Annotated in this window: 16 protein-coding genes, 2 pseudogenes and 1 riboswitch; of the genes and pseudogenes, 10 read left to right on the top strand and 8 right to left on the bottom strand. The window is 72.6% G+C overall.

The genetic code is table 11. The annotated features are described in order from the left end of the window. From AB1460_RS17050 to AB1460_RS17060, 3 genes and pseudogenes are all read left to right on the top strand, one after another. Positions 1-442 (top strand): annotated as a pseudogene (locus AB1460_RS17050) (hypothetical protein); the annotation flags it as partial. 80 nt (positions 443-522) lie between these two features. Continuing rightward, positions 523-3,021 carry a helicase-associated domain-containing protein gene (locus AB1460_RS17055; RefSeq protein ID WP_368962433.1) on the top strand — a complete coding sequence of 833 codons (2,499 nt, stop codon included), beginning with the start codon at positions 523-525 and terminating at the stop codon, positions 3,019-3,021. 83 nt (positions 3,022-3,104) lie between these two features. Further along, a complete protein-coding gene (locus tag AB1460_RS17060) occupies positions 3,105-4,742 on the top strand; it encodes a DNA repair helicase XPB (RefSeq protein WP_368962434.1) in 1,638 nt (545 codons plus the stop codon). A 12-nt stretch (positions 4,743-4,754) separates the two neighbouring features. Here AB1460_RS17060 and AB1460_RS17065 read toward each other — a convergent pair whose 3' ends face one another. Continuing rightward, positions 4,755-5,348, bottom strand: a complete 594-nt coding sequence (locus AB1460_RS17065) for a Uma2 family endonuclease (RefSeq protein WP_368962436.1) — start codon at positions 5,346-5,348, stop codon at positions 4,755-4,757. A 293-nt stretch (positions 5,349-5,641) separates the two neighbouring features. After that, positions 5,642-7,264, bottom strand: coding sequence for a chaperonin GroEL (groL, locus tag AB1460_RS17070; RefSeq protein WP_368962437.1), 1,623 nt, complete (start codon positions 7,262-7,264; stop codon positions 5,642-5,644). Positions 7,265-7,692: 428 nt separating this feature from the next. Between groL and AB1460_RS17075 the strand changes: the two genes are divergently transcribed. Beyond that, positions 7,693-9,075, top strand: coding sequence for an HNH endonuclease signature motif containing protein (locus AB1460_RS17075; RefSeq protein WP_368962438.1), 1,383 nt, complete (start codon positions 7,693-7,695; stop codon positions 9,073-9,075). Here AB1460_RS17075 and thrC read toward each other — a convergent pair. Then, positions 9,072-10,346 carry a threonine synthase gene (gene thrC, locus AB1460_RS17080; RefSeq protein ID WP_368962440.1) on the bottom strand — a complete coding sequence of 425 codons (1,275 nt, stop codon included), beginning with the start codon at positions 10,344-10,346 and terminating at the stop codon, positions 9,072-9,074. The two genes, AB1460_RS17075 and thrC, sit on opposite strands and share 4 nt — an antisense overlap. Positions 10,347-10,354: 8 nt before the next feature. Beyond that, a riboswitch (SAM riboswitch) is annotated at positions 10,355-10,475 on the bottom strand. Positions 10,476-10,623: 148 nt separating this feature from the next. Between thrC and AB1460_RS17085 the strand changes: the two genes are divergently transcribed. Then, the gene (locus AB1460_RS17085; RefSeq protein ID WP_368962441.1) at positions 10,624-11,430 is read left to right on the top strand and encodes an HAD family hydrolase; all 807 of its coding nucleotides are present in this window, start codon (positions 10,624-10,626) and stop codon (positions 11,428-11,430) included. 55 nt (positions 11,431-11,485) lie between these two features. Next, entirely contained in the window at positions 11,486-12,985 is a 1,500-nt protein-coding gene (locus AB1460_RS17090; RefSeq protein ID WP_368962443.1) for an alpha,alpha-trehalose-phosphate synthase (UDP-forming), read from the top strand. Position 12,986: 1 nt separating this feature from the next. Here the strand turns inward: AB1460_RS17090 and otsB are convergent, their stop codons facing one another. The 3 genes from otsB to AB1460_RS17105 are packed head-to-tail and all read right to left on the bottom strand — an operon-like array spanning position 12,987 to position 14,843. Continuing rightward, the gene (otsB, locus tag AB1460_RS17095) at positions 12,987-13,865 is read right to left on the bottom strand and encodes a trehalose-phosphatase (RefSeq protein ID WP_368962445.1); all 879 of its coding nucleotides are present in this window, start codon (positions 13,863-13,865) and stop codon (positions 12,987-12,989) included. A gap of 47 nt (positions 13,866-13,912) precedes the next feature. Then, positions 13,913-14,545, bottom strand: a complete 633-nt coding sequence (locus tag AB1460_RS17100) for a LytR C-terminal domain-containing protein (RefSeq protein ID WP_368962447.1) — start codon at positions 14,543-14,545, stop codon at positions 13,913-13,915. 10 nt (positions 14,546-14,555) lie between these two features. Further along, positions 14,556-14,843, bottom strand: coding sequence for a DUF3263 domain-containing protein (locus AB1460_RS17105; RefSeq protein ID WP_368962449.1), 288 nt, complete (start codon positions 14,841-14,843; stop codon positions 14,556-14,558). Positions 14,844-14,968: 125 nt separating this feature from the next. Here AB1460_RS17105 and AB1460_RS17110 point away from each other — a divergent pair, with 125 nt between their 5' ends. Next, positions 14,969-15,352, top strand: coding sequence for an RNHCP domain-containing protein (locus AB1460_RS17110; protein WP_018636287.1), 384 nt, complete (start codon positions 14,969-14,971; stop codon positions 15,350-15,352). On the opposite strand, the gene AB1460_RS17115 is transcribed toward AB1460_RS17110, so the two are convergent. Beyond that, a complete protein-coding gene (locus AB1460_RS17115) occupies positions 15,297-16,553 on the bottom strand; it encodes a Glu/Leu/Phe/Val family dehydrogenase (RefSeq protein WP_368962451.1) in 1,257 nt (418 codons plus the stop codon). The two genes, AB1460_RS17110 and AB1460_RS17115, sit on opposite strands and share 56 nt — an antisense overlap. Positions 16,554-16,762: 209 nt before the next feature. On the opposite strand from AB1460_RS17115, the pseudogene AB1460_RS38360 reads away from it, so the two are divergent. Then, positions 16,763-17,602 (top strand): annotated as a pseudogene (locus tag AB1460_RS38360) (glycosyltransferase 87 family protein); the annotation flags it as partial. A 400-nt stretch (positions 17,603-18,002) separates the two neighbouring features. Here AB1460_RS38360 and mptB read toward each other — a convergent pair. Beyond that, positions 18,003-19,427, bottom strand: a complete 1,425-nt coding sequence (gene mptB / locus AB1460_RS17125; RefSeq protein ID WP_420497296.1) for a polyprenol phosphomannose-dependent alpha 1,6 mannosyltransferase MptB — start codon at positions 19,425-19,427, stop codon at positions 18,003-18,005. Between the two features lie 103 nt (positions 19,428-19,530). On the opposite strand from mptB, the gene AB1460_RS17130 reads away from it, so the two are divergent. Continuing rightward, positions 19,531-19,713 carry a hypothetical protein gene (locus AB1460_RS17130; protein ID WP_368962454.1) on the top strand — a complete coding sequence of 61 codons (183 nt, stop codon included), beginning with the start codon at positions 19,531-19,533 and terminating at the stop codon, positions 19,711-19,713. Further along, a complete protein-coding gene (locus AB1460_RS17135; RefSeq protein ID WP_368962456.1) occupies positions 19,691-21,391 on the top strand; it encodes a hypothetical protein in 1,701 nt (566 codons plus the stop codon). Before AB1460_RS17130 ends, AB1460_RS17135 begins: the two co-directional genes overlap by 23 nt. Position 21,392 lies beyond the last annotated feature (1 nt).

Here is a 21,392-nt window from a genome sequence, read left to right on the forward strand (position 1 = left end):
CAAGGAGCAGAGGACGGCATACGGGTGCCTCTCTGGGCTCGTGGGCTCGGAGATGTGTATAAGCGCCGGCACCCCCCCTCCCGTCGCGCGGACATCGGGGCTGGAGAGCGTGAGCACCACCGGCCACCAGGAGCGCGTCGCCGCCCGCCCGCCAGCGGCCCCGCGGCAGCCTCCGCGCCGTTTCGGTGAGGAGTGGGCGGAGATCGCCCGGTCCCGCCCCGCCCCTCAGCCCGGCTCCGCGTCCCGGCCGAGCCACCATCGGCGCCGGCCGCTGTCGACCGTGTGCAAGGCGCTCCTGGTCTGCGTGATGCTCGTGGTGGGGGTCTCGGTGGGCCGCGCGCTGGCCCTGCCCGGCGATCAGGACATCCTGTCCCGGCTGGCGGGCTGGGCTCGCGACAACCACCTCTCGGTCGTGGTCGACACCGTCCAGGACCTGCGCTGACCGATCTGGATGGACCTGACCGGGCCTGCCCGGCCACGTCCCGCCTGACCGGGCTCGGCGGGGCGGCTACCGTCATCAGGATGTCCTCGTCCTCGCTGGCAGCCTGGCTGCGCGCGCTGCCGGACGACGCTCTGGCCCGGCTGTTCAGCCTCCGGCCGGACCTCGCCACCCCACCGCCGCCCGATTTCGACATCCTCGCGGCCCGGCTGGAGATCCGGGGGAGTGTCGCCCGAGCGCTGGAACGGCTGGACGCGTTCACCCTCGAGATCGTCCAGGCGCTCACCGTGCTGCCCAGCCCCGCGTCCTACCGTGAGCTGGCCGTGTTCTGCGGCGGTCTCGAGGTGCGCACCGCGGTCGACTCCCTGCGTGAGCGCGCCGTGATCTGGGGGCCTGACGAGGCGATCCGGCTGGTCGGTGTCGCCGTCGACCTGCTGGGGGACCGCCCGCTCGGCCTCGGCCGCCCGGCCCGGAAGTGCCTGGGGGTGTACCAGCTTTCCCAGCTCGCGCGGGTGGCCGCCGCCGTGGGGCTGCCCGCGGCCGTCTTCGCCGACACGTCGGTGGTCGCCGAGCAGAGCCGGCGCGAAGGCCTCATCGAGATGGTGTCCGCCGTGCTCGCCGAGCCCGCTCGGGCCGCCGCCCTGCTCGACGGGTGCTCGCCGCGGGCCCGGGAGGTCGCCGGACGTCTTGCGGGTGGTCCGGCGCTCGGCGCGACGAACGACGCCGAGCGGCTCCTCGATGTGGCAGCGGCGCGCAGCCCGGTCGAGGAGCTGCTCGCCCGCGGGCTGCTGGTCGGCATCGACGCCGCCACCGTGGAGCTGCCGCGGGAGGTGGGCCTGCTGCTGCGTGGAGATCGCCCGGCCGGCGAGCTGCATCCCGAGCCGCCGGAGGTCACCGGCCGTGAGGTGGGCGCGGGTGCTGCCGACCCGGCCGCCGCACTGGCCGCCGAAGCGCTGGTGCGGGCGGTGACCACGCTGCTGACGGCCTGGGGGTCCGTGCCGGTCACGCCGCTGCGCACGGGTGGACTCAGTGTGCGTGACCTGCGCGCCGGTGCCCGTCTGATGGATCTGCCGGAGCCGGCGGCGGCGCTGGTCATCGAGACGGCCGCCGCCGCCGGGCTGGTGGATGCCACCCCGGGCACCGAGGTGCAGTTCGTGCCCACCAACGCCTACGACCGCTGGTGCACCGAGTCGGTGGCCGAGCGCTGGGCCGTCCTCGCGGAGGGCTGGCTGCGCTCACCGTCGGCGTCCTGGCTGGTCGGGGGGCGGGACGAGCGGGGGCGCCAGCTCGCCGCGATGTCCTTCGACACCCGGCGCCCCGGCGTGCCGGAACTGCGAGCCGAGGTGCTGCGCGCGATCGCCGCCGCGCCGGACGGGGTCGCACCGACCGCCGACTCCGTTCGCGCGCGGCTCACCTGGCACACGCCCCGCCGCACCGGCGCGCTGCTCGACAGCGTGATCGACGGGACGATGGCAGAGGCGGAGCTGCTCGGCCTCACCGGTCGCGGCGTGCCGAGCACACCCGGGCGCCTGGTCGCCGACCGGGGCGCGGCCGGCGGTGGCGAGGGCCTGATCCGCCAGCTCGCGGACGCGATGGAACCGCTGCTGCCCGAACCCGTCGAGGAGCTGCTCATCCAGGCGGACCTGACCGCCGTCGCCCCCGGCCCGTTGGTGCCGCGGGTCGCCGGTGAGCTGGCCCGGATGGCCGACATCGAGTCGGCCGGAGCGGCCACCGTCTACCGGTTCACCGAGGCCTCGCTGCGGCGCGCGATGGACGCGGGCAGCGCGGCCGAGGACCTGCACGAACTTCTCCGCTCGCTGGCGCGCGGCGGCGTCCCGCAGACCCTGACGTACCTGATCGACGACACGGCCCGGCGGCACGGCCGCCTGCGGTCCGGGCCGGCCGCGTCCTACCTGCGCTGCGACGACCTGGCGCTGCTCACCGAGGTCGTCGCCTCCCGGCACACCCAGGCGCTGGCGATGCGCCGGGTGGCCCCGACGATCGCGATCTCCTCGTTGCCCGTCGCGGAGCTGCTGGAGGGGCTGCGCGCTGCCGGTTTCGCCCCCGTCGCCGAGGCCCCGGACGGGCGGATCGTGCTGCCCCGCCCCGAGGTGCACCGGACCCCCGCCCGACCGCGCATCCCCGCCGGCGCCGCCGGTCCCGGCGGTGCCGCGGGCGGCCGTGGGAACCCCGAGCAGCTGCTGGACGTCGTCCGACTGGTCCGGCGGGGTGACGACATCGCGCGCGCCGCCCGCGCGGCGCGGGAGTCCGCGGGCGAGGACCTCACGTCCGTCCGCTCCGCACCGCTCATCCTGGTCACCCTGCAGGGCGCGGTGCGCGACGGCCGGCGGGTCCTGCTCGGCTACGTCGACCAGCAGGGGACGCCCAGCGACCGGGTGGTGCGGCCGAGCCAGCTGGACGGCGGCTGGCTCACCGCCTGGGACGAGCGCAGCGCGGCCCCCCGCCGCTTCGCTCTGCACCGGATCACCCGGGTCGCGGAGATCCAGGGATCGTTCGAGTCGCCGCCGGTGCCCGAGGCCAGCGACTGGATCGTGCCCCCCACCGCGGACGAGCCCGCCTGAGCGGCGGGTCGAGCACCGGCCGCTGCCGGCTGTACCGTCGGATGCGTCGCGACGGAACCAGAACTGCGGAAGGCGGTGGCGGCTTGCCGGACGGCCCCCTGATCGTCCAGTCGGACAAGACCCTGCTGCTGGAGGTCGATCACCCGCTCGCCAGCCAGGCCCGTGCGGCGATCGCACCCTTCGCCGAGCTGGAGCGGTCCCCCGAGCACGTGCACACCTACCGGGTGACGCCGCTCGCACTGTGGAACGCGCGCGCCGCCGGTCACGACGCGGAGCAGGTCGTCGACGCTCTCGTCCGCTACTCGCGCTACGCCGTGCCCAACGCGCTGCTGGTCGACGTCGCCGACACCATGGACCGCTACGGCCGGCTGCGGCTGGAACAGGACCCGGTGCACGGCCTCGTGATGCGTGCGTTCGACCGCGCGGTCCTCACCGAGGTCACCCGGTCGAAGCGGGTCGCGCCGATGCTCGGCACGCGGCTCGACGACGACACGATCGCCGTCCACCCGTCCGAGCGGGGGCGACTCAAGCAGGCCCTGCTCAAGGTCGGCTGGCCCGCCGAGGATCTCGCCGGCTACGTCGACGGGGAGAAGCACCCGATCGAGCTGCGCCAGGACGGCTGGTCCATGCGCGACTACCAGAAGGGGGCGGTCGCCGGCTTCTGGGAGGGCGGCTCTGGTGTGGTCGTGCTGCCCAGCGGGGCGGGCAAGACCGTCGTCGGCGCCGCGGCGATGGCCCGGGCCGGCGCCACCACGCTGATCCTGGTCACCAACACCGTCGCGGGCCGCCAGTGGCGCACCGAGCTGCTGCGCCGGACGTCCCTCACCGAGGACGAGATCGGCGAGTACTCCGGCGAACGCAAGGAGATCCGCCCGGTCACGATCGCGACCTACCAGGTGATGACGGCACGCCGCAAGGGCGAGTACCTGCACCTGGAGCTGTTCAGCGCCCGCGACTGGGGTCTCATCGTCTACGACGAGGTGCACCTGCTGCCCGCGCCGGTGTTCCGGATGACGGCCGACATCCAGTCACGCCGGCGGCTCGGCCTCACCGCCACCCTCATCCGCGAGGACGGGCGGGAGGGCGACGTGTTCTCCCTGATCGGCCCAAAGCGCTACGACGCGCCGTGGCGGGAGATCGAGGCACAGGGCTGGATCGCGCCCGCGGAATGCACCGAGGTGCGAGTCACCCTCACCGACGACGAGCGGATGACCTACGCCGTCGCCGAACCCGAGGAGCGCTACCGGGTCTGCTCCACCGCACACAGCAAGAGCACCGTGGTGCGCCGGCTTGTCGAGCGGCACGCGGACGACCGGGTCCTGGTCATCGGCGCCTACCTGGACCAGCTCGACGAGCTCGGGCGGCTGCTCGACGCGCCGGTCATCCAGGGATCCACCCGGAACAAGGAGCGCGAGCGCCTGTTCGAGGCCTTCCGCACCGGGGAGATCACGACGCTGGTGGTCTCGAAGGTGGCCAACGTGTCGATCGACCTGCCCGAAGCCGGGGTGGCGATCCAGGTCAGCGGCACCTTCGGCTCGCGGCAGGAGGAGGCCCAGCGGCTCGGCCGGGTGCTTCGCCCGAAGACGGACGGCCGTTCCGCCCACTTCTACACCGTGGTCTCGCGGGACACCCTCGACCAGGAGTACGCGGCGCACCGCCAGCGTTTCCTCGCCGAGCAGGGCTACGCCTACACCATCGTCGACGCCGACGACCTGGCCTGACCGCCGGGCCGGTCAGTCCTCGGGCGGGTCGATGAGGGCGGCCGGTGTCACGGTCACCGGGAAGGGGCGGGTGACGGTCAGCTCCTCGTCGCCGCGCACCACGCCGGCCGGCACATAGCCGGAGCCGACCAGCTCGAACGCCTCGATGGTCGCGGCGTCCGGGTCCACCAGCCAGCAGACCGGGATCCGGAACTCGCGGTACAGGTCGAGCTTGAGCGTCCGGTCGTAGCGCCGGGTGCTGGTGTCGGCGACCTCGAGCACGGCGAACGGAGTCTCGGCGATCCGCCGCCGCTGCGGGTCGCCGACCGCGACCACGGCGACGTCCGGCACGACGAGGCAACGCGGGGACAACTCCACCTGCAGCCCGGTGAACACCTGCGCGCCGGACGTCGCCGCCTCGCTGAGCAGCCCCCGCAGCCGGTCTGTCACCCGGGCGCGCAGCGGGGTCGGCCACGGGCGGGCGACGCACAGCCCGTCGAGGATCTCGACGCGAGCGTTGCCCTGGGTGGTCGTGTGCAGATCATCGACGGTGACCGGCGGGGAGGGCAGCGTGAGGGTCGGGCGGTGGGCCCGGAGCGGAGCGGGAGCTTGTACCACGTTGTTCATCGTGCTCCTTGCATCGTCCACTGTCTAAGTCAGAGGCGTTGACCCGTCGGTCTTGTCAGCATTATTACTGCCTGGTAACTTCACGTGCGTCGATCAGGGGTTTCGTGGCTGTCCCGTGGTCGATACGTGGGTCGCGACGGCTCCGTCCCGCATCCCGGCGCGCCCCGTGAATGGTCACCCGCCGCCGTGGCACCTCCCACCCGGCGGTCGGGTGACCGACCAGAAACGCGAAAGGGGCGGCCCCGGCCGAAGCCGGGACCGCCCCTTGCTCGCGCAGAGCGGGAAAGCTGGACTCAGAAGTCCATCTCGCCGCCGCCACCCGGCATGGCCGGGGCCTTGTCCTTCTCCGGCTTGTCCGCGATGACGGCCTCGGTGGTGAGGAAGAGGCCGGCGATCGACGCGGCGTTCTGCAGCGCCGAGCGGGTGACCTTCGCCGGGTCGATGATCCCGGTGGCGACCATGTCGACGTACTCGCCGGTGGCCGCGTTCAGGCCGTGCCCGGTCGGAAGGTTGCGCACCTTCTCGACCACGACGCCGCCCTCGAGACCGCTGTTGAACGCGATCTGCTTGATCGGCGCCTCCAGCGCGAGACGGACGATGTTCGCACCGGTCGCCTCGTCGCCGGACAGGTCCAGCTTCTCGAAGGCGCTGGTGGCGGCCTGCAGCAGGGCGACGCCGCCACCGGCGACGATGCCCTCCTCGACGGCTGCCTTCGCGTTCGAGACGGCGTCCTCGATGCGGTGCTTCTTCTCCTTCAGCTCGACCTCGGTGGCCGCGCCGACCTTGATGACCGCGACGCCGCCGGCGAGCTTCGCCAGCCGCTCCTGCAGCTTCTCGCGGTCGTAGTCCGAGTCGGACTTCTCGATCTCGTTACGGATCTGGCTGACCCGGCCCGCGATCTGGTCCGCGTCGCCGGCACCCTCGACGATGGTGGTCTCGTCCTTGGTGATGACGACCTTGCGGGCGCGGCCCAGCAGGTCGATGGTGGTGCCCTCGAGCTTGAGGCCGACGTCCTCGGAGATGACCTGGCCGCCGGTCAGCACGGCGATGTCGGTGAGCATGGCCTTGCGGCGGTCACCGAAACCGGGGGCCTTCACCGCGGTGCTCTTGAAGGTGCCGCGGATCTTGTTCACGACCAGGGTCGCCAGGGCCTCGCCCTCGACGTCCTCGGAGATGATGGCCAGCGGCTTGCCGGCCTGCATGACCTTCTCCAGGATCGGGAGCAGGTCCTTGACCGCCGCGATCTTGCTGTTGGCGATGAGGATGTACGGGTCGTCGAGGACAGCTTCCATGCGGTCGGTGTCCGTGACGAAGTACGGCGAGATGTAGCCCTTGTCGAAGCGCATGCCCTCGGTGAGCTCAAGCTCCAGGCCGAAGGTGTTGCTCTCCTCGACGGTGATGACGCCTTCCTTGCCGACCTTGTCCATCGCCTCGGCGATCATGCTGCCGATGGCCGGGTCCCCGGCCGAGATGGAGGCGGTGGAGGCGATCTGCTCCTTGGTCTCCACGTCCTTGGCGACGCGGGAGAGCTCCTCGGAGACGCTCTCGACGGCGGCCTCGATGCCCTTCTTCAGGCCCATCGGGTTCGCGCCGGCGGCGACGTTGCGCAGGCCCTCGCGCACAAGCGCCTGGGCCAGGATCGTCGCGGTGGTGGTGCCGTCACCCGCGACGTCGTTGGTCTTCTTCGCTACTTCCTTGACGAGTTCCGCGCCGATCTTCTCGTACGGGTCCTCGAGCTCGATCTCCTTGGCGATGCTGACGCCGTCGTTGGTGATCGTGGGGACGCCCCACTTCTTCTCCAGGACAACGTTGCGACCCTTGGGGCCGAGCGTGACCTTGACAGCGTCGGCCAGCTGGTTCATGCCGCGCTCCAGGCCGCGCCGTGCCTCCTCGTCGAAGGCAATGATCTTCGGCATGGTGTCTGGGTCCTCCCAGGGGGATGGCAGTTCGATGGCCTGGCCACAACGACGCCCGCGACGGACGGCCCGACCTGGCTCCCCGCCTGAGCGGGAGGACGACCAGGAGGCCTCGTCGTTTCAGCCCTTGGCACTCCCATGTCGAGAGTGCCAGGTCCTGTTTAGCACTCGGCATGGGAGAGTGCAAGCTCGTGCCCCTGGGTCGGACGGTGTGGCGCACGGGAAATCCGGCTGAACGCCACCCATCCGCGGACTGGCGCCGCACGATCGGTGTTCGGTCCGGCGCCGCGGGCTCCGCGCTTCGGCTGCGGCCGGTTGGTTGCTCGGGCGCGGGTTCCGCGGAGCCGCCCACGGAAGTCCGTTGTTGTTCCGGTGGGTTTGCGGTGTCGAGAAACTGTCGGAGGCGAGTGTGATGGTGGCCGCGTCCGATGACCGACGACACCCCTGGCCCGGTGATCATCATGACAGGCGTACCTCACGTAGCGCCCGAGACCAGCCTGCCCGCCAGCGCGGAAACCGGCTTTCCCGCTGATCCGGACGGCGTACCGTTGGCCGACCTGGAGGCTGCGATCTGCGGCTGGGCCGGGCGCATCGCCTCCTCGACGTGCAACTGGCTGCTCCTCCTCGCCGCCTTCGACCGCCGGGGCGGCTGGTCGGGGATCGGGCTGCGGTCCTGCGCGCACCGGCTGTCCTGGCGCTGTGGTCTGAACGAGCGAACGGCCCGTGACCACATCGCAACCGCACACGCCCTCACCCGGCTTCCCGCGATCCGCGCCGCCTTCGCCGCGGGAACGGTGTCCTACTCGAAGGTCCGCGCGATCGCCAGGGTCGCCCGAGCCGACACCGAGGAAACCTGGCTCAACCACGCCCACCACTGCACCGCCGGCGCGCTGGAACGACTGGCCCGTGCCTACCGGCAGCGCACCGCTGACCCGGACGACCGTGCTCGTACCCGCTCCGCCCGGCGGGTGACCTGGCGCATCGATGACGACGGCATGGTTCACGTCGCCGCCGTCCTCGCACCGGAGGAGGGCGCCCAGCTGATCACCGCCATGGAGGCCGCCCGCCAGAGTCCTGTCGGCAGCGCGGCCGAACCCACCGCCGAACGTGACGCCGAGGCCCTGGCCGCACTCGCCGAAGCCTTCCTGCACCACGCCGCGCCGGGCCTGGTCGAGCCCACCCACACGCTCACCGTGCACGTGAAGGCCAGCGACCTGCTGACACAGCCCACCGGCCGGGAGGACCCCACCGAGGCGACGGGATGGGTGGACAACCGTCCGCAGATCACCCTTCCTCGCGCCGTGCTGCAACGCCTCGGGTGCGACGGCATGATCCGCACCCTGCTCACCGACCAGAAAGGCAACCCGCTGCGCCTCGGCCGTCGCCGCAGACTGCCCACCCGCCGGCTACGCGCGGCCGTCCAGGCCCGCGACCACGGCACCTGCCAGTACCCCGGCTGCACCCACACACGCTGGCTGCACATCCACCACCTCACCCCGTGGGCCGAAGGTGGCCGCACCGACCTGCACGGCCTCACCCTCGTCTGCAGCGCACATCACCGCTACATCCATGACGAAGGTGTCACGCTTCGGCGGAACTCCCACGGAACGATCACAGCGGATCTTCCTGATCGGCGCACCCTGGTCCCCGCGCCATCCATCGACTCCGGGCGGCATCCCGCGACCGCCCTTGCGCGCGGGACAGAGCACATCTCGCCGGGCGCGATCGTCACCCGCGAGGGGGGTCCGCTGAACCTCGACGAATCGCTCTACGTCCTTCTCCAGCCCCGGACGTGCGGGGCTGGCTGCTAGTCACCCAGCCCCGCGGCTTCGAAGGCGGCAAGGGAAGGGGGAATCGTCGCGGTCGGGCCGCCGGTGGGCACGAGGGGGTCGAGGGTCTTGAGACCGTCGCCGGTGTTGTAGATGACGGTCTCGACATCAGGGTCGAGGCGCCCCTCGTCCAACAGGCGGCGCAGGCAGGCGACAGTGACGCCACCCGCGGTCTCGCCGAAGATTCCCTCGGTGCGGGCCAGCAGGCGGATGCCGTCGACGATCTGCTCGTCGGTGACGTCGGTAATGGCCCCGCCGGTGCGGCGGGCCACATCGAGGGCGTACGGGCCGTCTGCCGGGTTGCCGATCGACAGCGACTTGGCGATCGTCGAGGGCTTCACCGGAGCGACCGTGTCGACACCCCGCGCGAACGCGGACGCCACCGGGTTGCAGCCGGCGGCCTGGGCGCCGAAAACCTTGTACGGGGTGGGCTCGACGAGGCCGAGCCGGCCGAGCTCCCCGAAGGCCTTGTCGACCTTGGTGAGCAGCGAACCGGAGGCGATCGGGATCACGACCTGGCCGGGGAGCCGCCAGCCGAGCTGCTCGGCCACCTCGTAGCCGAGGGTCTTCGAACCCTCCGCGTAGAACGGCCGGACGTTGACGTTCACGAAGGCCCACTCGTACTCGCCGGCGAGCTCGCTGCACAGGCGGTTCACGTCGTCGTAGTTGCCCTTGATGGCGACCAGGGCGCCGCCGTAGACGGCGGTCGACACGGTCTTGCCGGCCTCCAGGTCGTGCGGGACGAGCACGACGGACCGCAGCCCGGCGGACGCCGCGTGCGCGGCGACGGACTGGGCGAGGTTGCCGGTCGAGGCACAGGCGACGGTGGTGAACCCCAGCTCGCGGGCGGCGGTCAGCGCCACCGAGACGACTCGGTCCTTGAACGAGTGGGTCGGGTTCGCGCTGTCGTCCTTCACCCACAGGGTGCGCATCCCCAGCGCGGCGGCGAGGCGCGGCGCGGGGCGCAGCGGCGTCCAGCCGGCGTCGAGGGAGACCCGCCGCTCCGCGACGTGCCCGGCGGGCAGCAGGCCCACGTAACGCCACAGGTTGCGCGGCCCGGCCTCGATCGACTCCCGGGTGACCGTACGCAGCCGGTCCTCGTCGTAGGCGATCTCGAGGGGGGCGAAACACTCGATGCAGACATGGGTGGGGGACAGCGGGTAGGTGGCTCCGCAGTGCCGACAGGAGAGCGAAACGGCAGGATTTGCGGCTTCCGCGCTCGGGAGAGAGGCGCGCTCGGGCGCGAGAGTCATGCGGGAACTCCTCATCTTTCCCGGGCGCCGGCGTGCGCCCCGGGTCGGAATTAGCACCTGCCGCGCAGGGATGCGTCGGTGGTTGCCGGGGCTTCGCTGGGCCGTTCCCTCTGCCCCTCTGGATGAGCCAGATGAAGTTGTCTGTCCGTACTGTAGTCCGCGTGTGGGCGGACGTGCACCGTAGTTTCTCCGGTCGGATCGCTGTCACGTACCTGTCTGTCGCATGCTGTTGCCTATAGGCCTGTGACCCGTCCGACCACCGCAGGGAGACCGTAGCGTGACAGTACGTGTCGTCTACACCGATCTTGACGGAACGATGGTCGGTCCGCGCGGCTGCTTCTTCCGAGCGGAAGGGGGCCCGACGACCCTCGAGCCGGCCCGCGCGCTCGTGGAGCTGCTTGACGCGGGCATCGCGCTCGTCCTGGTCTCGGGCCGGACCAGGCCGCAGCTGGTGGAGGCCGCCGGCATCTTCGGTGCGGACGGGTTCATCGGTGAGATGGGCGCGATCATCGGCTGGAACGGCGAACGCCTGATCGAGAGCGAGATCCTGCGCGGCGCGATGCCGGAGTCGTACGAGCAGGTGCCCGAGAGCCTGCTCGACGAGCTGATCGGGCTGCATCCGGGCCGGCTGGAGCTGCACACACCGTGGCACGCCGGCCGCGAGATCGACGTCATGCTCCGTGGCCGGATCGATGTCGCCGAGGTCGACGCCTGGCTCGCTGAGACGGGCTTCGGGTGGCTGAGCATGCGTGACAACGGTCTCATCTCGCCAGCCAACATGCCTGATCTCGGCGTGGTCCCGCACGTGTACCACCTGGTGCCGGACGGGGTCAGCAAGGGCGAGGCCGTGGCCTACGACCTCAAGCGGCGCGGGCTCGACCCGAACGAGGCGATCGCCATCGGCGACTCGGCCAGCGACCTGGAGATGGCCCGCTCGGTGGGCCGGATGCACCTGGTGGCCAACGCGATCCGCCATCCGGAGATCGCGGCGCTGCTCACCGCGCACACCAACGCGGTCGTGGAAGCCGGCTCGGTCGGACTCGGCTGGGCGAGCGCCGTGCGCGCCGCCATCGCCGCTCCCTGACCGGATGACGCCACAGCACGGCACTCGATGGCCTACGCTCCGCTGTGTGCGTCACATGCCGGGCATCGGGGAGCTCGCGGCGCCGGGGGGTGAGCGTTCGCCCCAGGCGGAACTGCTGGTCGCGTCGAACCGGGGCCCGGTGTCCTTCGCCATCGGGGACGACGGCGAGCTGCTTGCGCGGCGCGGCGGCGGTGGGCTGGTCAGCGGCCTCGCCCAGGTCGTGCAGGACACCCCGGACGGCGACGGCGAGCTGCTGTGGGTCTGCACGGCGCTCAGCGAGGCCGACCGGAGGGCCGCCCGCTCGGCGCCGGGCGGGCGCCTCGACCAGGTCGGTTTCGACACCGGCGGTGCCTCGGTGAAGATGCTCGACCTGGACCGGGTGCTGTTCGACCGTGCCTACAACGCGGTCGCGAACCGCACACTCTGGTTCGTCCTGCACCTGCTGCACTCGCCGTCGGTGGAACCGAGTTTCGGCGCGTCGTTCCGGCGGGACTGGGCCGCCTACGAGCACTACAACAGCGCCTTCGCCGAGGCGCTCGCGGAGCAGGCCGCTCCGGGGGCGTGCGTGCTCGTGCAGGACTACCACCTGACACTGGTGCCGGCCCTGCTGCGCCAGATCCGGCCGGATCTGCGCATCGCGCACTTCAGCCACACCCCGTGGTCGCCGCCGGAGTACTTCCGGATGCTGCCGGACAGCGTCGCCGCCGCCATCCTGCAGGGCATGCTCGGCGCCGACCGTCTCGGCTTCCTCGCCCCCGCCTGGGCGGCGGCGTTCCGGGACTGCTGTGCGGAGATCCTCGGCGCCCAGATCGAGGGTGACACCGTCTCGGCCGGCGGCCGTTCGGTGCGGACGAGTCTGTACCCACTCGGCGTGGACGCCCCCGAGCTGCGGGACCGCGCCTCCCACCCGGACGTCCGCGCCCGCGCGGCCGAGCTGCGGGAACTGGCGGGGGACTGCCGCCTGGTGGTCCGGGTCGATCGCACCGAGCTGTCGAAGAACATCGTCCGCGGGCTGGACGCCTACCGCGAGTTCCTGCGCGCGCACCCCGAGTGGCACGGGCGGGTCATGCACCTCGTGTGCGCCTACCCGTCCCGGCACGACCTGCCGGAGTACCGCGAGTACACGGCGGCCGTGCAGCGGCTCGCCGCCGAGATCGAGGACGAGTTCGGCACGGACACCTGGCTTCCGGTCCACCTGGAGATCAGCGACGACTTCCCGCGGTCACTGGCCGCCATGACCCTGGCCGACGTGCTGGTGGTGAACCCGATCCGGGACGGGATGAACCTGGTCGCCAAGGAGGGGATGGTCGTCTCGGCCGAGGGTGCCGTGCTCGTCCTCTCCCGGGAGGCAGGTGCCTGCTCGGAGATGGCCGCCGACGCCCTCGTGGTGAACCCGTACGACGTCACCGCCACCGCGGACGCGATGTACGCGGGGCTGACGATGCCCCCGGCCGAGCGGCGCGCCCGGGCCGGGCGGCTCGCCACCGTCGCCGGTGCGCTGCCGCCCAGCGCCTGGTTCGGCGCACAGCTCGCGGAGATCCGCTCGGGTCCCTAGATCAGGCTCCGATGCGGTCGGCCAGGACCTCGAGCAGCGTGACCATGCCGGCGGGCCCGCCGACCACCAGGTCGGCGCGGGAACGCAGCACATCCGGCACCTCGGGGCTGTCACTGCACACGGTGATCCCGCCGATGCCGCCGGCCCGCAGCTCGTCGACGGCCTCGAAGGCCGGGAGGTCGCCGAGGTCGTCGCCGGCCACCAGCACCGAGCGGGCGTGGCGCTGCGCGACCAGTGCGCGCAGCGCCCCGCCCTTGTCATGCCCCGGTGGGCGCAGCTCCAGGACCCGCTTGCCGGGTGCCGCCTCCAGCCCGTGTTCCTGCGCGAGCCGGCTGAGGGCGGGGGTGAGTGCGGCAAGTGCCGCGTCCGGGTCGGCGGTGCGCCGCACGTGCACGACCAGGGCGTGCCGTTTGTCCTCGACGGACGTCCCGGCGGGGGCGTCGAGCAGGGCCTGGGCCAGTGCGCCGCGCAGGGCGGTGACCCCGGGCAGTGGCTCGGGGCTGACGGTCTGCCCGGTCTGGGCGTCCCACCGTTGCAGGCCGTACTGGCCCAGGACGAGCAGCCGGTCCAGGTCGGTGAACCGCTTGGCCTCGGTGAGTTCGAGGACGGCCTCCACCGGCCGGCCGGTGATGATCGCCAGGGTGCCGACCCGGCGGGCGATCCGGCGCAGCGCCGCCATGGCACCGGGCGCGGGGACAGCGTCACCGGGCCGGGAGACGATCGGCGCGAGGGTGCCGTCGTAGTCGAGGGCGACCAGAGCCTTCTCCGGGGCCGTGAGGAGCGCGGCCAGGCCCGCGCCGCCGGCAGGGGTGCGCGGGGTCGGAGTGGGCTCGACGGTGGCGGGAGAGCCGGCGCGGGCGGGTGGCGAGGGTTCGGTCACGGTCCCTTCCCCGGTCACGTGAGGGGTGAGTGGCTGGTGGGCTGCCGTCAGGGCTGGTCGCCGGCCGGGAAGTCCCGGGTGATGACCAGGATGAGCGTGTCCGTCTCGATGATCCTCGTTTCCTCGCGGGGAACCATGCGCTCGACCCCGGGAACGGTCTCCAGCAGGGTGCGGGCGGCGTCGGCGTCCTCGGGATCGTAGAAGACGGTCGACACGGGAACGTTGTACCTGGACAGGTAGTTTCCGACCCGTTCGACCCGGAAGCCGGCCGCCTCCACCCGGTCGGCGGCGTCGTCCGCGAGGCCCGCCACCCGGGAGTTGTTCAGCACGACGACGGGGGCGAAGACCCGCGGAGCCGCCGGCGGAGGGGCAGCGGTCGGCGGTTCCGCCGGAGCGGACTGCGGCATGGGCGTCGGCGGCGGCGTCGGGACGGCGGTCGGCGTCGGGGACCGCGTCGGGCTCCCCGACGGGGTCTGCGGCGGCGTCGACGGCCGTGACGGGGTGCCCACGGCGGGCGCGGCCGAGGCGGCTTCGTCCGGGTCGGAGTCGGGTGGGCCGTTGAACAGGTTCACCAGCAGGATGCCGGCCAGTACGGCCAGCACGGCTACGGCGGTGGCAGCCGCCATGCGCAGGCGGTCACCTTCGCGGTGCCGGAAGGTGTCGTGGGAGCCACTGGGCACGGGGCTCTCCTCAGGCGTCGTCGGGACCGTCGTGGCCGGGTTCGTCGGCGCCGTCCAGGGGGCCTGAGCGGGCGCGCCGGCGTTCGTCACGCAGCCGCTGCAGCCGGCGGACGAGCATCGGGTCCGTGGCCAGCGCAGCTGGTGAGTCGATCAGAACGTGCAGGAGCTGGTAGTAACGGGTCGACGACAGGCCGAACTCGGCGCGGATGGCGGCGTCCTTGGCTCCCGGGTGCTGCCAGCGCAGCTTCTCGAAGGCCAGCACCCGGGCGTCCCGCTCGCTCAGGCCCTCCGCGTCCACGCGCCCACTATTTCACCCCGTGGGTCCGACATCCCCGTTCGTCCCGCGGACACACCCGGCGCGTCGGTCACGTACACCCGAAAGTCCGTACACCCGAAAGTCCGTGGGCCCCATACCGTTGACGGGTGCAGCCGCCTGATGACGTCTCCGGCCGGCGGTTCGCCCGCACGCCCGAGAACTTCGCCTGCCTCGTCTGCGGACGCGCGGTCCGCGGCAACGGCTACACCAACCACTGTCCGTCCTGTCTGTGGTCACGCCATGTGGACGTCCACCCGGGCGACCGCGCGGCGGCCTGCCAGGGGCTGATGCGGCCGGTGGCGGTGGAGCTGCGGGCCCGGGAGACCGTTCTGACCCACCACTGCGAGAGCTGCGGCCATCAGCGGCGCAACCGGACGTCACCGGCCGACGACGAGGACGCCCTGTTCGCGCTGGCCGCCCGGGTGGCGGGGGAGTTCAGGGATAGAGGCCCCGGGTCCGATGCGCCTCGGCGACGCGGGCGACGCCGATGATGTGCGCGGCGGTACGCAGGCTGACCCGCCGCTCCCGGGCCAGCGCCGAGACCTCCCGGTACGCGCGCTGCATCAGCTCGCGCAGCCGGTCGTTCACCTGGTCCTCGGACCAGAAGTAGGCCTGGATGTCCTGTACCCACTCGAAGTAGGAGACCGCGACCCCGCCGCCGTTGGCGAGGATGTCCGGCACGATCACGGTGCCGTTGCCGGCCAGGACCTTGTCCGCCTCCGCCGTCACCGGGCCGTTCGCGCCCTCGACGATCAGCGGTGCCTGCACCCGGTCCGCGTTCCCGGAGTTGATCACACCCTCCATGGCGGCGGGGACCAGCATGTCCACGTCCAGTTCGAGCAGCTCGGTGTTGGTGATCGTGTCGGTGCCCGGGTAGCCGACGACCGTGTCGCCCCCGCGGGCGACGTGGCGGATCAGCGCGGTCGGGTTCAGCCCGGCCCGGTTGTGGACACCCCCCTTGACGTCGGACACCGCGACAAGCTGGCAGCCGGCGTCGTGCAGGTACTGGGCGGCGAGCGCGCCGACCTTGCCGAACCCCTGGACGGCGACCGTTGTCTCCCGCGGGTCCTTGTTCAGTTCGCGGAGCGCGGCGAAGGCGGCGAGCTGGACGCCCCGGCTGGTCGCACCGGCCCGGCCCGCGGAGCCGCCGATCGACAGTGGCTTGCCGGTGACCACGCCAGGCGCGGTGTGACCGGTGTGCGTGGAGTAGGTGTCCATGATCCAGGCCATGGTCTGCTCGTCGGTGCCGACGTCCGGCGCGGGGATGTCCTTGTCCGGGCCGATCAGCGGCACCAGCTCGGCGGCGTAGCGGCGGGTCATCCGCTCCCGCTCCTGCCGGGAGAGCAGGCCGGGCTCGACCGCGATGCCGCCCTTGGCTCCGCCGTAGGGAATCCCCATCAGCGCGCACTTCCAGGTCATCCACATGGCGAGGGCCTTGACCTCGTCCAGGTCGCAGGCCGGGTGGTAGCGCAGGCCGCCCTTGGCCGGCCCGCGGGCGAGGTTGTGCTGGACCCGGTAGCCGGACAGCACAAGGAGCTGGCCGTCGTCGCGCAGCAGGGGGACGGAGACGGTGATCGATCTGCGCGGGGTCCGCAGCAGATCGTGCATGCCGTCGTCCAGGCCCAGGTGCTGGGCGGCATCGGCGAGCTGCACGCACGCCGTGTCCCAGGCGGAACCGGTCCCGAGGATCACAGAACACCTCCGCGGCGCGTGGGCCACCCGGCACGCGCGGAACGCGCCGTCGGGCTCCGCGCTCACGGCGCCGGTCACGCCGTGGAGTGGCTCGTGGCTGTCGGGAAGCTAAAGGGAGTGGTGACGCTAGGTGGCGAAGCGTACTCGCATAGCTATGACTTTCCCATGCCGGTGCCACGGTCGTCGCCATGGCCGGTACTTTCCGAGGGATGCGCCGAGCACGGGACGGTTACGGGGACAGGCCGCTGCTTGCCGGGTGGATCCTGAGTCGCGCCCTGCTGCTCCTCCTCGCGGTGCACGGCCAGGTGTTCGGGGCGCAGCAGAGCGTGCGCGGCGACCTGGATCTCTACCGGGCCTGGGGCCGCATCCTTGTCCATGACGGGGCCGTCCCCGGCGACGAGAAGTGGCAGTACCCGCCGGGTGCCGCGGTCCTGCTCGCGCTCCCCGGAGCGCCGCGCGAGTGGCTCGGTGTCCCCTACGAGGTCTCGTTCCTCCTGCTGATCCTCGCGGTCGACGCGGCCGTGACCTGGGCACTCGCCCGCCGCTCCCACCGCGCGGCGCGCTACTGGCTGCTCACCACGCTGGCCCTCGGGCCGGTCACGGTGGCCCGCTTCGATCTGGTGCCGGCCGCTGCCGCCCTCGCGGCCGTGCTGGCGCTCGACGCCCGCCCCGGCCGTTTCGGCGGCTGGGTGGCGCTGGGCGCGGCCGTCAAGGTGTGGCCCGGTCTGTTGCTCGTCGCGCTCGGCCGGGGTGGGCTGGCGGGCCGGAACGGCAATGTCCTGGCACGGGGCGGGCGGATCGCGGCCGGGGCGGCCGTGGTGGTGGCGGGCCTGGGCGTGACCCTCGCGCTCGCCGGGTGGTGGCGGGGCGCCCTCGGGTTTCTCGACGCCCAGAGCGCACGGGGCCTGCAGATCGAGGCGGTGCCGGCCACACCGTTCGTGGTGGCCCGGATGTTCGGGGCCGGGGAGGCGCCGGCGTACTCCCACGGGTCGCTGCAGTTCGGCGGAACCGCCGCCCGTGCTGTCGCGACCGCCTGCTCGGTGGTCGAGATGATCCTTGTCCTGGCCGCGGTGCTGTTCTGGTGGGCGCGGCGGCCCGGACCGGACGCCGGGCAGCCCGCCGCCGCTGACACCGCCGGCCGGGGCCTGGCGCTGGTAATGATCATTTCTGTCACCTCCCGCGTACTCAGCCCGCAGTACCTGATCTGGATGCTCGTCCTGGTCGCGGCCCGCATCGCCCTCACCCCTGACGGTTCCGCGGAACCGACCCGGCGGGTCCGGGCGGTCCGGCCGGTCCGCCTGGACGGACGCGGCCCGTCGATGGACCCGGCGGTGCTGCTCGCCGTCGCCGCCGTGCTGACGCAGGTCGTCTATCCCTGGCGGTACAACGACGTGGTTCAGGGCCGGGTCGTCGGCAGCCTGCTGCTGCTTGCGCGCAACGTCCTGCTGGTCATCGTCGCCTGGTACGCGCTCCGGACCAGCGTGGCCAGCCCGCCGCTGCCAGCGCCATCCCGCCCAGCAGTACCGCGACCACGACGACCGGCAGCGGCCCGGCTCGCCCGAGCAGCCGCCAGGTGGCGGCGAGCGGGGACAGCGTGGCGGCGCACAGCCACACCGACGTGACGACGACCAGCCAGACCACGGGTCCGGTGCGGTGCGGCGGCGGCTCCGCCCGGTCGAACTCGAGCGCGACAAGCACGGCCAGGAACGGCACGCTCAGTGCGAGATACCACGGATAGACCACCGGGGATCCCAGCACGACGGCCATGCCTCCGTATCCCAGGACGGCCAGGCCGTCGCGCGGACGGGGGCGCGGCCAGGTCCGCAGCGCGAGCCAGACGACGATCAGGCCGGCCAGAGCCAGCGTCAGGGCGCGGGTCGCGTCGAGCACCGTGCCGTCGGCGACGTCCAGCCCGACCAGTCCCGCCAGCGCGGCCAGCCCGGTCGCGAGCATCGACGCCGGGGCAACGCCGGTCTCCAGCGTGCCGGAGGTGGCGAGGGCGCTGATCCAGGTCGGTCCGAATCCGCCCGCGGCCATGGCGGCCAGCAGTGCCGCGGAACCGGCGATCAGGTCGGTGCCGAGAGCCGCCGCTGCCGCGCGGAGGTGCCGGACGCGCTGGGCGTCCCGCAGGTGGACGAGGAGCAACCAGCCGGCGCCGAGAAAGGCGGTGGCCTTGACGCTGCCGGCCAGGCACGCGAGGACCATGGCCAGTGCCGCCAGGCCGAGTGCCCGGCCGGTGTCCGTCGTGGCCCGCCTCGCCTGATCGGCCACCAGCGCCCCGGCGAGCAGGGCGGCGGCGAGGGCGTCCAGGTGGGAGCCCCCGATCAGATGGATGATCACGAACGGGTTGGCGGCGAGGAGTACGAGCACCACCGCGAGGCGGCTGCCCGAGCCGGGTGCCGGGCACTGGGCGCGCAGCAGGCGCAGCGCGAGCAGGACGAGAGCGACGGTCGACAGCACCGCGACGACACGCAGCACCACGATCGCCCCGGCCGGGCCGGTGCCGAAGAGGTCGCCGAGGGCGGCGGCCAGCCGCTCGGCGCCGACGCCCAGCCCGCCGTAGGGGGCGTGGGTCTCACGCCAGCGCGGATCAACGGCGGCGACGAAGATCTCCCCGGTCGGGCCGCGGGCGAGCAGGTCGCTGACGCCGTGGGTGGCCGGATCCAGTCCGTGTCGGGCGAGTTCGCCCTGCGCGGCGTAGGCATAGACGTCCCGGCTGAACAGCGGCGGTCCCAGCGCGAACGGGGTTGCCCACGCGAGGGCGGCGATGACGGCCGCGCGCGGGGGGAGCGTGTGGCGGAGCGCCCGGGCCAGGAGAAGCAGCCAGCTCAGGCACAGAAGGATCACAGCCACGGCCGCTGTGGCCGCAAGCACGCCCCTGTCGGTGTCCGAAGGCGGCGTGGATGGGAGAATTCCCCACCAGGATGACGGGTCGCTCGCCTGGGGGTCCCGGGGGCCGAGCCGAGCCTCGCCGATCATGGCGGCGCTTGCGGCGATCGTGCCGGTTGCGATCAGCCATGACGTCCCACGCCCAGGCGGCGTGTCCGTGCCGGTCCGCGCACCCGCGGCGCCCGCGGTGAAGATGTCGACTGTCGTGGCGCCGGACGGGCCGGCCGCGGAGGGCGGGGAGGTGACGGGTGGGTCTGCTCGCGACGCCTGATCCGCCGCTCGGAACCACCGTCGGCGAGAACGGCCGTCGCCGAGACTCACTCCCGCAGACCTCCTGCCTCGCCGTTGGTCCTCGGCGCCGCAGTCGGGTGGCCGAGGGCGCCGCCGCCCTGGGAACCGCGGTCGTGCGCCGGCCCTGGCTGCTCACCGCGGTGCTGTGCCTGATCTCGGTGTGCCTCGGCGTCACCGGCCCGGACACTCCTGCCCAGGAGTATCGGGTCTGGCTCTTCGAGCATGGCGGCGCGGTCCTGTGGGACGACGGTTGGTACGGCGGCCACACCATACCCGGCTACAGTGTGCTCTTTCCCCCGCTGGGCGCCCTGCTCGGCGTCCAGACCGTCGGCGCGCTCGCCTGCATCGCGTCGACGGTCGTCGTGACCCGGCTGCTGCGCGGGCCCGGTGCCCGGCGCGGTCACGATCTGGCGCTCGTCTGGTTCGCGGTCGCGACGGTGGCGAACCTCGTCGTCGGCCGCATGCCGTTCGCGCTCGGGATGGCGTTCGGCGCGCTGGCGCTGCTGGGCGCGCGTGAGCGGCGGGTGCGGCTGGTGTGGGTGGGGGCGGTGCTGTCATCCCTCGCGTCGCCGCTTGCCGCCGGATTCGTCCTCATGGTGGGGCTCGCGCTGCTCGGGACGCTGCCGCGGCGGGTGCTGGTCGGGTTCCTCGGAGCCAGCGCGGGGATCGCGGTGGCGCTCGCCTTCCCGGAGGAGGGCTATCAGCCCTTCCCGGCGGTCACCTTCCTCTCCCTGCTGACGCTGATCGGGGTGGGGCTCGTCCTGGTTCCCCGGGAGCAGCGGGCGGTCCGCAACGGCCTGCTGCTGTGGGCGGCGTCGGCGATCGTCTTCTTCTTCGTCCCGACACAGGTCGGAGGCAACATCACCCGCCCGGCGACGATGCTCGCCGGGCCGGCGGCGGCGGTCTTCCTGGCCAGCCGGCCGCGCGCGCTCGCGCTCGCCTCGATCCCCCTGATCGCCTGGCAGATCGGTCCCGTCCACGGGGCGCTGGTGACCCACGGCGACCCGTCCGCCTCGCCCGACTACTACACGGAGCTTCTCGACTACCTGGACAACGACAGTCCGGTCCCGGGGGGGCGGGTCGAGATCCCGTTCACCCGGTCGCACTGGGAGGCCCGCTACGTCCCGCCGCGGGTTCCCATGACCCGTGGCTGGCTGCGCCAGCTCGACAGCAAGTACAACGCCCTGTTCTACGACGGGACGCTGTCGGCGGCGACCTACCACGAATGGCTGCTCGCCCGCGGCGTCACGTATGTCGCCCTGCCGAACGTCGAGCTCGACCCGGCCGGTGTCGCGGAGGCCGAGCTGCTGCGGTCCGGGCTGCCCTACCTGGAGCTCGCCTGGCGCAACGCCGACTGGATGGTGTGGCTGGTCCGGGATTCTTCCGGCCTCGTCCACGGGCCGGCGACCCTCACCGAGCTGGACGTCAGCTCGGTCGCGGTGTCGTTCGCGAACCCCGGCGTCGCCACCGTCCTGGTGCACTACACGCCGTACTGGCAGATCACCGAAGGTGATGCCTGCGTGTTCCGGGCAGCGGGTGGGTGGACGGGCATCCTCACCCAGTCCAGTGGCGCGGTACGGCTGTCGGCTCGCCTCTCGGTGGACGGCCTGACCCGCGCCAGCGCCCTCGACTGCCCCGCCGACCAGCGCCTGCACTGAT

The organism is Parafrankia sp. FMc2 (genome assembly GCF_041008525.1).
GTDB lineage: Bacteria > Actinomycetota > Actinomycetes > Frankiales > Frankiaceae > Parafrankia.